This is a genomic window from Nocardioides rubriscoriae (assembly GCF_008087085.1).
Taxonomy (GTDB): Bacteria; Actinomycetota; Actinomycetes; order Propionibacteriales; family Nocardioidaceae; genus Nocardioides; species Nocardioides rubriscoriae.
Window position 1 is genome coordinate 142,218 of the sequence record NZ_VIYJ01000006.1, and the last position, 13,343, is coordinate 155,560.

The 13,343-nt window shown below is 72.3% G+C and carries 11 protein-coding genes; 10 read left to right on the top strand and 1 reads right to left on the bottom strand.

Annotated features, from left to right (window positions below; all coding sequences use genetic code 11):
- Nucleotides 1-60 precede the first annotated feature (60 nt).
- The 8 genes from FZC61_RS12745 (at nucleotide 61) to FZC61_RS12775 (ending at nucleotide 9,872) form a co-directional block, all read left to right on the top strand.
- The gene (locus FZC61_RS12745) at nucleotides 61-1,230 is read left to right on the top strand and encodes an HpcH/HpaI aldolase/citrate lyase family protein (protein ID WP_148614566.1); all 1,170 of its coding nucleotides are present in this window, start codon (nucleotides 61-63) and stop codon (nucleotides 1,228-1,230) included.
- The gene (locus FZC61_RS23420; RefSeq protein ID WP_211357232.1) at nucleotides 1,227-2,468 is read left to right on the top strand and encodes a phosphoribosyltransferase family protein; all 1,242 of its coding nucleotides are present in this window, start codon (nucleotides 1,227-1,229) and stop codon (nucleotides 2,466-2,468) included. The genes FZC61_RS12745 and FZC61_RS23420 overlap by 4 nt, the downstream gene beginning before the upstream one ends.
- Nucleotides 2,468-3,622 (top strand): cysteine protease StiP family protein, encoded by a 1,155-nt coding sequence (locus FZC61_RS23425; RefSeq protein WP_211357233.1) that lies wholly within the window; start codon nucleotides 2,468-2,470, stop codon nucleotides 3,620-3,622. Before FZC61_RS23420 ends, FZC61_RS23425 begins: the two co-directional genes overlap by 1 nt.
- Nucleotides 3,619-4,401: a Cof-type HAD-IIB family hydrolase gene (locus FZC61_RS12755; RefSeq protein ID WP_148614567.1), complete on the top strand. Its 783-nt coding sequence runs from the start codon at nucleotides 3,619-3,621 to the stop codon at nucleotides 4,399-4,401. Before FZC61_RS23425 ends, FZC61_RS12755 begins: the two co-directional genes overlap by 4 nt.
- A gap of 83 nt (nucleotides 4,402-4,484) precedes the next feature.
- Nucleotides 4,485-5,567, top strand: coding sequence for a WD40/YVTN/BNR-like repeat-containing protein (locus tag FZC61_RS12760; RefSeq protein ID WP_148614568.1), 1,083 nt, complete (start codon nucleotides 4,485-4,487; stop codon nucleotides 5,565-5,567).
- Between the two features lie 150 nt (nucleotides 5,568-5,717).
- Nucleotides 5,718-5,993 carry a 30S ribosomal protein S15 gene (rpsO, locus tag FZC61_RS12765; protein WP_148614569.1) on the top strand — a complete coding sequence of 92 codons (276 nt, stop codon included), beginning with the start codon at nucleotides 5,718-5,720 and terminating at the stop codon, nucleotides 5,991-5,993.
- Nucleotides 5,994-6,257: 264 nt separating this feature from the next.
- A complete protein-coding gene (locus FZC61_RS12770) occupies nucleotides 6,258-8,480 on the top strand; it encodes a polyribonucleotide nucleotidyltransferase (protein ID WP_148614570.1) in 2,223 nt (740 codons plus the stop codon).
- A gap of 75 nt (nucleotides 8,481-8,555) precedes the next feature.
- Nucleotides 8,556-9,872 carry an insulinase family protein gene (locus tag FZC61_RS12775; protein WP_148614571.1) on the top strand — a complete coding sequence of 439 codons (1,317 nt, stop codon included), beginning with the start codon at nucleotides 8,556-8,558 and terminating at the stop codon, nucleotides 9,870-9,872.
- 66 nt (nucleotides 9,873-9,938) lie between these two features.
- Here the strand turns inward: FZC61_RS12775 and FZC61_RS12780 are convergent, their stop codons facing one another.
- Nucleotides 9,939-10,454: a class I SAM-dependent methyltransferase gene (locus FZC61_RS12780; protein ID WP_148614572.1), complete on the bottom strand. Its 516-nt coding sequence runs from the start codon at nucleotides 10,452-10,454 to the stop codon at nucleotides 9,939-9,941.
- A gap of 67 nt (nucleotides 10,455-10,521) precedes the next feature.
- Here FZC61_RS12780 and dapB point away from each other — a divergent pair, with 67 nt between their 5' ends.
- Together dapB and FZC61_RS12790 are read left to right on the top strand one after the other, a co-directional pair.
- Nucleotides 10,522-11,268 carry a 4-hydroxy-tetrahydrodipicolinate reductase gene (gene dapB, locus FZC61_RS12785; RefSeq protein WP_148614585.1) on the top strand — a complete coding sequence of 249 codons (747 nt, stop codon included), beginning with the start codon at nucleotides 10,522-10,524 and terminating at the stop codon, nucleotides 11,266-11,268.
- 165 nt (nucleotides 11,269-11,433) lie between these two features.
- Nucleotides 11,434-13,095: a M4 family metallopeptidase gene (locus tag FZC61_RS12790; RefSeq protein ID WP_148614573.1), complete on the top strand. Its 1,662-nt coding sequence runs from the start codon at nucleotides 11,434-11,436 to the stop codon at nucleotides 13,093-13,095.
- Nucleotides 13,096-13,343 lie beyond the last annotated feature (248 nt).

Sequence of the window (13,343 nt, forward strand, 5' to 3'; positions counted from 1 at the left end):
TGCCCGACCAGCGGATGCGTCCCCCACGCGCCCGACCCCCATGAAGAGAGCGGGACGACGGTGCGCCAGTTCCACTTCCTCGACAAGGCCGACCGGGCCACGCTGTTCCACCGTGAGCCGGCCGACCTCGGCCGCGACGAACCGCTGGAGCTGCTCGCCCACGGTCTCGGTGCGACCCTCTACATCCCGGCGACGCGCGACGACCTGGCCGCCGACGTGCTGCGGGTGGCCGGGCTGGGCGTCGCCAGCTGCGTGATCTGCCTCGAGGACGCGATCCCCGACAGTGCCGTCGAGTACGCCGTGACCCACGTCGCCGAGGAGCTCGCCGGGCTGCGTGGGCGCGACGACCTGCCCCTGGTCTTCGTGCGGGTGCGCACCCCCGACCAGCCGGGGCGACTCGCGGCCCTGATGGGCGAGGCCGCCGACGTCGTCGACGGGTTCGTGCTGCCCAAGTTCTCGACGCTGCACGGCCCCGAGTTCCTCGACGCGGTCTCCGACTGCGAGGCGACGGTCGGGCGCCGGCTGCTGGTGATGCCGGTGATCGAGACCCCCGAGATCATGTACCGCGAGACCCGCGTCGACGAGCTGCTCGGCATGCGGGCGCTGCTGGCCAAGCACTCCGAGCGGGTGCTGGCGGTGCGCATCGGTGCGACCGACATGGCCTCGGTGTTCGCGCTGCGTCGCCCGCGCGACCTCACCATCTACGACGTCCGGCTGATCGCGGCGGCCGTCGGCGACGTCGTCAACGTGTTGGGGCGCCCCGGCGGCCACGCGGTCACCGGTCCGGTCTGGGAGTACTTCACCGCGCCCGACCGGCTCTTCAAGCCGCTGCTGCGCGAGACGCCGTTCGCCCGCAACGACGACCGCGAGCTGCGCGCCCGGCTGCTCGCGCGCGACCTCGACGGCCTCATCCGCGAGGTGCTCCTCGACCGCGCCAACGGCCTCATCGGCAAGACCGTCATCCACCCCAGCCACGTGCCGGTCGTGCACGCCCTGTCGGTGGTCTCCCACGAGGAGTACGACGACGCCCTCGGTGTGCTGTCGGCCAAGGAGGACGGCGGGGGAGTGGCGCGGTCGTCGTACCGCAACAAGATGAACGAGGCCAACCCCCACCACGCCTGGGCCCAGCAGCTGCTGCGCCGCGCCGAGGTCTTCGGGGTGGCGGCGCCCGACGTGACGTTCGTCGACCTGCTGGCGGCGGCGACCCACACCGACCAGGCGCTCCTGTGACGCCACGACCTCCCGTCGAGACGGTGTGGAGCGGTGACTGGGTCTGTGCGCACGCTGGCGTCGAGCTGGTCAGCCGCGAAGGCAGCGCGCCCGTCGAGGAGCTCGTCGGCCTCGCCGTACGCCGCAACCCGCGCCGCGTGCACCTGGTCGTGAGCACCGTGCTCGCCAAGCACGTGCCGGTCGCGCCCTCGGTCGCGCGCCGGCACGGCTCGGACCTCGGTGGCCTGGTCGAGGACGCCCTGGACGGCGCCCGCGCCGAGCTCGTGCTGGGCTACGCCGAGACGGCCACCGGGCTCGGCCACCTGGTCGCCGACCGGCTGGCCGCCACCGCCCTGCACTCCACGCGCCGCCCCGGGTGGTCGGCGCTGAGCTTCGAGGAGGAGCACAGCCACGCCACGACCCACCGGCTCCAGCCCCGCGACCTCGGGCTCCTCGACGGGCGCGGTCCGCTGGTCCTCGTCGACGACGAGCTGACCACCGGCCGCACCATCCTCAACACCGTCCGCGAGCTGCACGCGATCTCACCGCGCCCGGCCTACGTCGTGGCCGCCCTGGTCGACCTGCGCCCCGACGCGGCCCGCGCCACCGCGGCCGAGGTCGCCGCCGAGCTCGGCACCTCGATCACCTTCGTCGCCCTGCTCGAGGGCGAGGTGCGCACCGTGCGCGAGCCCGACCACGAGGTCCGCGCCGCGGTGGCGGCCGACCCCGCGCCCGCGACCTCGGCCCCCGAGCGCGCGGTCGAGGTGGCGACGACGTACCGCTGGCCCGCGGGGGTTCCCGACGGCGGCCGTCACGGCCTGGGCCCGGCCGACGCCGACGGCTTCGAGACCGCCGTCGTCGAGCTGGGCGAGGAGGTCGGCCGGCTCGTCGCGGGGTCGGGCTCGGTGCACGTGCTCGGCACCGAGGAGCTGATGTACCTCCCGCACCGCCTCGCCGAGCACCTCGAGGCCACGCGGCCCGCGCTGGCCGTGACCGTCTCGTCGACCACGCGCTCGCCCGTCGTCGTGCGCGACGACCCGGCCTACGCCGTGCGCCACGGCCTCACCTTCCCGGCCCACGACGGCGCCCAGGACGGTCGGCCGCGCTTCGCCTACAACCTCGAGCCCGGCCGCTTCGACACGATCGTGCTCGTCCTCGACGAGGCCACCCCGGTCGACGGGGCCGTCGAGCTGCGCGCCGCGCTGCGCACGATCACCGACCGGCTGGTCGTCGTCCGGGTCGCGGGGGCCGGCGCCTGATGCCGACCCCGCTGCACGGACCCGCCTTCGGGTCCTACCCCGCCGACGACGTCACCTGGCTGCTGAAGGACCTCAGCGACGTCGAGCTCGAGGCCCCGGTCGAGGAGCGCGAGGAGGCGATCCAGGCCGGTCGCGCCCACTACGCCGAGTCGCTGCCGGTCGAGTACCAGCCCGACGACGACTACTACGCGCTGTTCGACAAGGCGCTGGCCGAGCAGTCGCGCCGGGTGGCGCTCGCCGTCGCCACGCTCGTGCACCTCGTCGTCGACCTGCGCGGGCCCGACGCGGTGCTGGTGTCCCTGGCCCGCGCCGGCACGCCGATCGGCATCCTGCTGCGCCGCTACGCGCGTCGCCTCGGCCTCGACCTGCCGCACTACACGATGTCGATCGTGCGGGGGCGGGGCCTCGACGCGGTCGCGCTGGCCCACCTCGCCGGCCACCACCGGCCCGAGGACGTCGTCTTCGTCGACGGCTGGACCGGCAAGGGCGCGATCTCACGCGAGCTGACCGCTGCCTGTGCCGAGATGGAGCAGCGCCTGGGCCTGCGCTTCGACCCGTCCCTGGCGGTGCTGGCCGACCCCGGCTCCAGCACCGACGTCTACGGCACCCGCGACGACTTCCTCATCCCGTCGGCCTGCCTCAACTCCACCGTCTCGGGCCTGGTCTCGCGCACCGTCCTCAACGACCGGCTGATCGGGCCGGACGACTTCCATGGCGCGAAGTTCTACGCCGAGCTCGCGCCCGCCGACGTCTCGATGTCGTACGTCGAGGCCGTCGAGGAGCACTTCGACGGACCCGGTGGCGTGGCCGCCGAGGCCCGCGCCGAGGCGACCCGCCTGCTGGCCACCGACCGGACCCCGACCTGGTCGGGCTGGGCCGCCGTCGAGGAGGTCAGCGCCGCCTACGGCATCGGCGACGTCAACCTCGTCAAGCCGGGGGTCGGCGAGACCACCCGCGTCCTGCTGCGCCGGGTGCCCTGGCGGGTGCTGGTGCGCCCCGACCGGCGCGACGAGCTCGGACACGTCGAGCTGCTCGCCGAGCAGCGCGGCGTGCCCGTCGAGGTCGTCGACGACCTCGCCTTCTCCTGCATGGGCCTGATCCACCCCGGCTTCGCCAGGAGCGGTCCGGGCGGGTCTGAGGGGAGCGCCCCGTGATCGCCAGCGACATCGACCGCACCCTGCTGTGGTCCCACCAGCGGGTCGGCGACGTGCCGCTCGAGCAGCTCGCCTGCCTGGAGGTGCTCGACGGGCGCGACTGGGCCTTCGTGACCAAGCGGGCGTGGGACGTGCTCGCCGGCCTCGCCGCGGACCACCCCGACTCGCTCGTGCTGTGCACGACCCGTACGCCGGCGCAGGTGCTGCGGCTCGCGCTGCCGTCGTACCGCCGGGTGCTCTGCCTCAACGGCGGCGCCCTGCTGGTCGACGGCGTCCCCGACCCCGACCACGCGCGCTCCACGGCCGCGCTCGTGGCGCAGCGCCGCCCGATGGCGGAGTTCGCCGACCGCGTCGCCCATCTGGCGGCGGCCCCGCACGTGCGCGGCCTGCGTGACGCCGACGGGGCCTTCGGCTACTTCCTGCTCACCGGCGACCCGGTGCCCGGCGAGTGGACCGAGGAGCTCGCGGCGATCGCCGCCGACGACGGCTGGCGGCTGACCCACGAGCAGACCAAGGTCTACGCGATGCCCGACACGCTGACCAAGGAGTCCGGCCTGGCGCGGCTGCTCGAGGGCACCGACGACGAGCTCGTCGCCGCGGCGGGCGACTCCCTCCTCGACGAGGGCATGCTGCGCATGGCCCGGCACGCCCTCGTGCCGCAGGGCGCCTACCTCGCGTCCCACGGCTGGGACGGCGACGTCACCGAGGCGTCCGGCGTCCTGGCGGGCGAGGAGATCGCGACGTGGCTCCAGGGCCACCACCACTCGCGTCGTCCGTGAGCCGATGAGTTCCGCCGCGTCCGCCGGTCTACCCGTGCGGTGAGCCGTGCCAGGGCGGTGCCGGCGAGACGAGGGAGAAGCAGATGAGCACGGTGCTGATGATCGGGACCCGCAAGGGGCTGTGGATCGCGACGTCCGACGACGACCGCATGGACTGGTCGCTGACCGGGCCGCACCACGACATGGAGGAGGTCTACTCCTGCCTGGTCGACACCCGCGGGGACAGCCCACGGCTGTTCGCGGGCGCCTCGTCGTCGTGGCTGGGCGCCCGGGTGCGGTGGTCCGACGACCTCGGCGCGACGTGGCAGGAGGACCCGTCCGGCGGCCCGCGCTTCGAGGCCGGCCTCGGTACGTCGGTGGAGCGGGTCTGGCAGCTCGTCGCGGGCAGCGAGGACGGCGTCGTGTGGGCCGGCACCGAGCCGGGCGCGGTGTGGCGCTCGGTCGACCACGGTCGCACCTTCGCCCTCGAGGAGGGCCTGTGGAACCACCCGCACCGCCCGGGGTGGGGAGCCGGCTACGGCGGGCAGGCCTTCCACACGATCCTCCCGCACCCGACCGACCCGGCCTCGGTCACCGTGGCGATCTCCACCGGCGGCGTCTACCAGACCGCCGACGGGGGTGCCTCCTGGAACCCCCGCAACGAGGGGATCCGCGCCATCTTCCTGCCCGAGGGCCAGCAGTACCCCGAGTTCGGGCAGTGCGTGCACAAGGTCGCCCGGCACCCCTCGCGACCCGAGCGGCTCTTCCTGCAGAACCACGGCGGCGTCTACCGTTCCGACGACCACGCCGCCTCCTGGCAGCCGATCCACGACGGGCTCCCGGTCGACTTCGGCTTCCCGGTCGTCGTCGACCCCCACGACCCCGACGCCGTCTACGTCTTCCCGATCGGTGCCGGCGAGAGCCGCTACCCGCCCGAGGCCCGCGCGCGGGTGTGGCGCTCGCCCGACGCCGGGGCCACCTGGGAGGCCCTCGACGACGGCCTGCCCGACCACTTCTACGTCGGGGTCATGCGCGACGCGATGGTCGCCGACGACCACGACCCCGTCGGCCTCTACGTCGGTGCGCGCAACGGCGCCGTGTGGGCCTCGGCCGACCGCGGTGCCTCCTGGCGCCAGGTCGTCGCCAACCTCCCCGACGTGCTGGTCGTCCGCGCGGCGTCGTACTGAGCCGGGCCGAGGCCGGGCCCACGCGTTTTGGGGGTGCGTCTCCCCGGTTGGTAGCGTGACCCAGTTGCCGTACAACGGCCGCGGATCGAGAGTGCCCGGGAGAACAGGCCCCGGCGCGCCGCGCAGCGATCACAGACAAGAAGGAGCCGCATGTCCATCGGGACCGACGCAGCGACGAAGAAGAAGATCATCGCCGAGTACGCCACGACCGAGGGCGACACCGGCTCGCCCGAGGTGCAGATCGCGCTGCTCAGCCACCGCATCGCCCACCTCACCGACCACCTCAAGACGCACAAGCACGACCACCACAGCCGTCGTGGCCTGCTGCTGCTCGTCGGCCAGCGTCGTCGGCTGCTCAACTACCTCAAGAAGACCGACATCGAGCGTTACCGCTCGATCATCGAGCGCCTCGGTCTGCGCCGCTGACCTGTCGTCGGGATCCACCCTCGGGTGGGTCCCGACTACTGTTTCACCAGCACCCCACAGCTCGCACAACTGAAAAGACACCACTCACAGGAGCGATCCGCGCCCACCGTCAGGCCCGGTCCTCGGTAGTGATCTTCAGGAGCACGCACCTCGGTGTCGGCGTCCCTGCGGGTCTCGATCGAAGATCGGCCACCGTCCCCCGCACGATGCGAGGGCCAGGTGCGCGGGAGTCGCGGATCGCTACCGCGAACAGAGAGATCTAACGTGACAGAACCCGTCATCAGCGCCGTCGAGACCGTTCTCGACAACGGCAAGTTCGGCACCCGCACCGTCAAGTTCGAGACCGGGCTGCTGGCCCGACAGGCCGCCGGTTCGGTGACCGCCTACCTCGACGACGAGACGATGCTGCTCTCGGCCACCACGGCCGGCAAGCACCCCAAGGACCACTTCGACTTCTTCCCCCTGACGATCGACGTCGAGGAGCGGATGTACGCCGTGGGCCAGATCCCCGGCTCGTTCTTCCGCTCCGAGGGTCGCCCGGGCGAGGACGCCATCCTCACCTGCCGCCTCATCGACCGTCCGCTGCGCCCGACCTTCAAGAAGGGTCTGCGCAACGAGGTCCAGGTCGTCATCACCGTCATGGCGCTCGACCCCGACCAGCCCTACGACGTCCTGGCGATCAACGCCGCGTCCATGTCGACCCAGCTCTCCGGCCTGCCGTTCTCCGGCCCGGTCGGCGGCGTGCGCGTCGCCCTCATCGAGGGCCAGTGGGTCGCGTTCCCCAGCCACAGCCAGCTCGAGAACGCCGTCTTCGACATGGTCGTCGCCGGCCGCGTCACCGACTCGGGCGACGTCGCGATCATGATGGTCGAGGCCGAGGCCCCCGAGAACACCTACGAGCTCGTCGCCGGTGGCGCCACCGCGCCGTCGGAGGAGATCGTGGCCGGTGGCCTCGACGCCGCCAAGCCCTTCATCAAGCAGCTGTGCGACGCGCAGGCCGAGCTGGCCAAGCAGGCCGCCAAGCCCGTGCAGGAGTTCCCGGTCTTCCTCGACTACGAGGACGACGTCTACGACGCCGTCGCGGCCGCGGTCTCCACCCAGACCGCCGAGGCCCTGGCCATCGTCGGCAAGCAGGAGCGCGACGAGAAGCTCGACGACGTCAAGGCGTCGCTGCTCGAGCAGATCGGGGCCCAGTTCGAGGGTCGCGAGAAGGAGATCGGCGCCGCGTTCAAGTCGGTCACCAAGCAGCTCATGCGCGAGCGCGTGCTGCGCGACAAGGTCCGCATGGACGGCCGCGGCCTGGCCGACATCCGCGAGCTGCACGCCGAGGTCGGCGTCATCCCGCGCGTGCACGGCTCCGCGTTGTTCGAGCGCGGCGAGACCCAGATCCTGGGCGTCACCACGCTCAACATGCTCAAGCTCGAGCAGCAGCTCGACACCCTGAGCCCCGAGAAGCACCGCCGCTACATGCACAAGTACGTCTTCCCGCCGTTCTCCACCGGCGAGACCGGTCGTGTGGGCTCGCCCAAGCGCCGCGAGGTCGGCCACGGTGCGCTCGCGCGCCGCGCGCTGCTCCCCGTGCTGCCCGACCGCGAGACGTTCCCCTACGCGATCCGCCAGCTCTCCGAGGCCATGGGCTCCAACGGCTCGACCTCGATGGGCTCGGTCTGCGCCTCGACCCTGTCGCTGCTGCAGGCCGGTGTGCCCCTCAAGGCGTCGGTCGCCGGCATCGCGATGGGCCTCATCTCCGGCGAGGTCGACGGCGAGACGCAGTACGTCGCGCTGACCGACATCCTCGGCGCCGAGGACGCCATGGGCGACATGGACTTCAAGGTCGCCGGCACCCGCGAGTTCGTCACCGCGCTGCAGCTCGACACCAAGCTCGACGGCATCCCCGCCGAGGTCCTCGCTGCGGCCCTGACCCAGGCGCGCGACGCCCGCCTGGCGATCCTCGACGTGATGGCCGAGGCCATCGACGCCCCCGACGAGATGTCGGTGCACGCGCCGCGCATCATCACGGTCAAGGTGCCCGTCGACAAGATCGGCGAGGTCATCGGCCCGAAGGGCAAGATCATCAACCAGATCCAGGACGACACGGGCGCGACCCTGTCGATCGAGGACGACGGCACGGTCTACATCGGGGCGACCAACGGCGAGGCGGCCGAGGCCGCGCGCGCCGCGGTCAACGCGATCGCCAACCCGATGATGCCCGAGGTCGGCGAGCGCTACCTCGGCACCATCGTCAAGACGACCAACTTCGGTGCGTTCGTCTCGCTGATGCCGGGCAAGGACGGCCTGCTCCACATCACCAAGCTCCGCAGCCTGGTGGGTGGCAAGCGCGTCGAGAACGTCGAGGACGTCGTCTCGGTCGGCCAGAAGATCCAGGTCGAGATCGCCGAGGTCGACGACCGCGGCAAGCTCTCGCTGATCCCCGTCGTCGAGGACGCCGAGGCCCCGGCCGACGCCGAGGTCGACGCCGAGGACTGATCCACCCCCGCTGACCCGTCGTACACGTACGACGGGTCAGCGCCTTTTTCAGGGCCGTGCCAGGCTCGAGGAGAGATGACCACCATGCAGAGATCCGGGACGACCCGCACGCTGTCCACGCTGCGCGACAGCGGGGGAGCAGTGACCTCACGGGTGCGGCGCACGGTGCTGCCCAGCGGGCTGCGGATCGTGACCGAGCAGATGGCCGGCGCCCGCTCGGCGACGATCGGGGTGTGGGTCGACGTCGGCTCGCGCGACGAGACCACCCGCCTGCACGGCTGCTCCCACTTCCTCGAGCACCTGCTCTTCAAGGGCACCCGTGAGCGCTCGGCCCTCGACATCTCGGTGGCCCTCGACGCGGTCGGTGGCGAGTTCAACGCCTTCACCGCCAAGGAGTACACCTGCTTCCACGCCCGCGTGCTCGACGAGGACCTCCCGCTGGCCATCGACGTCCTGGGCGACATGGTCACCTCGTCGGTCATCACCGACGAGGACGTCGAGGCCGAGCGCGAGGTGATCCTCGACGAGATCGCCATGCACGACGACGACCCCGACGACGTGGTGCACACCCTGTTCGCCGAGCAGGCCTGGGGTGCGACGTCGCCGCTGGGTCGCTCGATCGCCGGCACGGCAGAGTCGATCACCGCGCTCGACCGGGCCCGGATCTGGCGCTTCTACCAGCGCCACTACCGCCCCGAGCACATGGTCGTCTCGGTCGCCGGCAACCTCGACCACGCCGCCGTCGTACGGCACGTGCGTCGCGCCTTCGGCCGCGGCGACTGGCTCAGCGGCGACGCCGAGCCCGTCGGGCCGCGCCGCGGCGGGCGCCGGGTCAGGGTGCGTCCCGGCGAGGTCGAGACCACCCGCCCGTTCGAGCAGGTCAACGTCGTGCTCGGCATGGAGGCCTTCGGTCGTGAGGACGACCGCCGCTTCGCCCTCGGCGTGCTCAACACCGCCCTGGGCGGCGGCACGTCGTCCCGGCTGTTCCAGGAGATCCGCGAGCGCCGCGGCCTGGCCTACTCGGTCTACTCCTTCACCTCCCACTACGCCGACTCCGGCGTGGTCGGGGTGGCCGTCGGCTGCCTGCCGGCCAAGCTCGACGAGGTGCTGACCACCGTGCGCCTCGAGCTCTCGCGCGTGGCGGCCCACGGCATCACCGACGACGAGCTGGTGCGGGGCAAGGGTCAGCTGCGCGGCGGGCTGGTCCTCGGGCTCGAGGACTCAGCGTCGCGGATGATCCGCCTGGGCAAGGCCGAGCTGGTCCACGACGAGCTGCTCGAGATCGACGAGGTGATGGCCCGCATCGACGCCGTCACCCTCGACGAGGTCCGCGACGTCGCGGCCGAGGTGTTCTCCCGCAAGGAGATCCTCGCCGTCGTCGGCCCCCACTGACGATAGTCGTGGACCTTCTGCACCGGCGTACGTCGTGTGCAGAACGTCCACGACTATCGTGGTGGGTCAGCGGCGACCGATGATGCCGACGACCGCCGGTGACTTGTTGTCGATGACCGAGACCCGGAAGCCACCGCCGCTGAGCGCGGCGGAGGCGCCCTTGACGATGCGCGGCACGTCCTCGGGGATCTTGGTCTCGAAGAACAGGTGCACCGCGCCACCGGGCACGACCCGCTCGTGCAGCAGTGCGATCTCGTCGGCGCACTCGCGCACCCAGAACAGGTTGACGTTGAAGGCGAAGACCTTCGTCAGCCGCTTGACCGGCACGCGCAGCGTCGCCAGGTCGATCTGCCGGACGGTGAGCCGCCCGGCCTTGATCGCGTCGGCGTTGCGGCGCTTGGTGCGGTCGACGCCCGACTCCGAACGGTCGATGGCGAACAGCTTGCCGGTCTCGAGCCGGGAGCAGATCAGCTCGGCGGCCGCACCTGCACCGCAGCCGATCTCGAGCACGTGGTCGGCGGGCTGGGGGTCCATGAAGTCCACCGCCCAGCGGATCCGGGCCGGAATCTGTTGCGCCACCATGCGTCCACCCTGCCAGAACCGGGGCCGGCATTCACTCACCGCCACATAAGGTGCCGTGGTGGACCAGATCACAGTGGGCGTCCTGGGGGCGCACGGCAAGGTCGGATCGGCGGTGTGCCGGGCGGTCAGCGAGGCGCACGACCTCGCGCTGGTGGCCGAGGTCGACCAGGGCGACGACCCCCGCAGCGTCGTCGAGGCGGGCGCCGCCGTCGTCGTCGACTTCACCCACCCCGACGTGGTGATGGACCACCTGGCCCTGTGCGTCGAGCACGGCATCGACGCGGTCGTGGGCACCACCGGGTTCGACGAGGCCCGGCTGGCCCGGCTGCGCGAGCAGCTCGGCGACCAGCCGCGCAGCGGCGTCCTGGTCGCCCCCAACTTCTCCATCGGCGCGATCTTGATGATGCGGTTCGCCGCCCTCGCCGCGCCGCACTTCGAGTCGGTCGAGATCATCGAGCTCCACCACCCCGACAAGGCCGACGCGCCCTCCGGGACCGCCCGTCGTACGGCGGAGCTCGTCGCCGCGGCCCGGCGCGGGGCCGGCGTCCCCGCGGCGCCCGACGCGACCTCCACGGCCCTGCCGGGCGCCCGTGGGGCCGACGTCGACGGCGTCCCGGTGCACTCGGTCCGCCTACGCGGCCTGGTCGCGCACCAGGAGGTCGTCCTGGGCGGGCCGGGGGAGACCCTCACCCTGCGCCACGACTCGCTCGACCGCTCCTCCTTCGCCCCCGGGGTCCTGGCCGCGGTGCGCGCGATCGGCGGCCGGCCGGGGCTCACGGTCGGCCTGGAGCACCTCCTCGACCTCGGAGGCTGACCGACCGAGGGCGCGCTGCGGGCCGAGATCCCGACACGGTGTTGCACAAACCTGCGCTGCACAGAAGTGCAGGGCCGACATCGTCGACCCGCGGCCGGTGTCTGCGGAAGGCTTCCGCACACGGCGTCCGGCTCCGGGCGCTGCCGTTTTCCGAGAGGGTTCTCCATGCGCACATCTCTGGGTCTCGCCGCGGCGTCGGTCCTGGTCCTCGGCACGCTCGGTGTCCAGGTCGCCCCCGCGACGAGCGCCGTGGCGGGCAGCGGCACCGGCCGCACCGCCAGCTCCGCGGTCACCACGAAGGCTCCCGCCCGACCCACCGTCGACCAGGTCGCCGCCCGCGCCCTGCGGGCCCTGGCGACCCACCCCGTCGCCGCCCGCGCGAGCGTCGAGCAGGAGTTCACGCCCACCGCGACGGCGACCGACGCCGACGGCACCACCCACGTCCGGCTCCAGCGCACCTACCGCGGCCTGCCGGTCCTGGGCGGTGACCTCGTCGTGCACCAGGCGTCCAACGCCTCGCTCGAGGGCGTGAGCCAGACCCTCGCCGCGCCGCTGAGCCTCTCGGCCGAGCCCGCGCTGGCCGCCACCCGCGCCCTCGCCCGCGCCCTGGCCCCCGCCCGCGCCACCCGCAGCATCGACCACCTGCGCGCCGCCCAGCAGGCCCCCCGCCTGGTCGTCGACGCGCTCGGCGCGACCCCGCGGCTCGCGTGGGAGGTCCAGACCCGCGGCCGGCAGGCCGACGGCACCCCCAGCCGCCTGGCGACGTACGTCGACGCCCGCACGGGCACGGTGCTCCGCCGGATCGAGTCGATCCACACCGCCGACGGTCAGGGCACCTCGCTCTACAGCGGCACGGTGCCGCTCTCGGTGACCCTCAGCGGCTCGTCCTACACGCTCACCGACGCCGCCCACGGCAACGCCAAGACGACCGACATGCAGAACAAGCAGGACAGCACGGTCTGCCAGCTGTTCGGCAGCTGCACCAACGGCGTGGCCTACACCAGCGCCGACAACCTGTTCGGCACCGGTTCCAACGCCAACCGCGAGACCGCCGCGGTCGACGCCCACTACGGCGGCGCGATGACGTTCGACTACTACAAGAACGTCTTGGGCCGCAACGGCATCTTCGGCAACGGCGTCGGGGCGCCCAGCCGCGTCCACTACGGCCGCAACTACGTCAACGCCTTCTGGGACGGCGCCAAGATGACCTACGGCGACGGCGACGGCAAGTCCTACGGTCCGCTCGTCTCCCTCGACGTCGCGGGTCACGAGATGTCGCACGGCGTCACCGAGAACACCGCCAACCTGACCTACTCCGGTGAGTCCGGCGGCCTCAACGAGGCGACCTCCGACATCTTCGGGACCATGGTCGAGTTCTACGCCAACAACCCCAACGACCCGGGCGACTACTACATCGGTGAGGAGTTCGACCTGGCCAAGGGCGTCGGCTTCCGGCGGATGGACAACCCGATCTCCGACGGGTCCTCGCCCAACTGCTACAGCACCAACACCAAGAACCTCGACGTCCACTACTCCTCGGGCGTGGCCAACCACTTCTTCTACCTGCTGGCCGAGGGTTCGGGCACCAAGACCATCGGCGGCAAGGTCCACAGCTCGACGACCTGCAACGGCTCCACGATCGCGGGCATCGGCCGCGACGCGGCCCAGAAGATCTGGTTCCGGGCGTTGACGACCTACTTCACGTCCGGCACCACCTACGCCCAGGCCCGCACCGGCACGATCAGCGCCGCGCGTGACCTGTTCGGGGCCGGCAGCACCCAGGAGGCCACCGTCGCGGCCGCGTGGAGCGCCGTCAGCGTCAACTGACCCCCCACCCTGATCGGGAAGGCCCGTGCCGGACGGAACCGGCGCGGGCCTTCCTGTGTCTGATTCGTCCCGGACGGATCGGCTCGAGCCGCGGCCCGCGTCGCTTCTGCCTGCTGCCGCCGGTCTGGTGCGGCGTGCCTGACCGGCTCGGCGGCCGATCCGCCGTGACGTGCGCCGTGTGGTCGCCTCGTGGTGTGGCCCGGGCGCCTCGGTGTGGTCGGGTCCCGGACGGATCGGCTCGAGCCGCG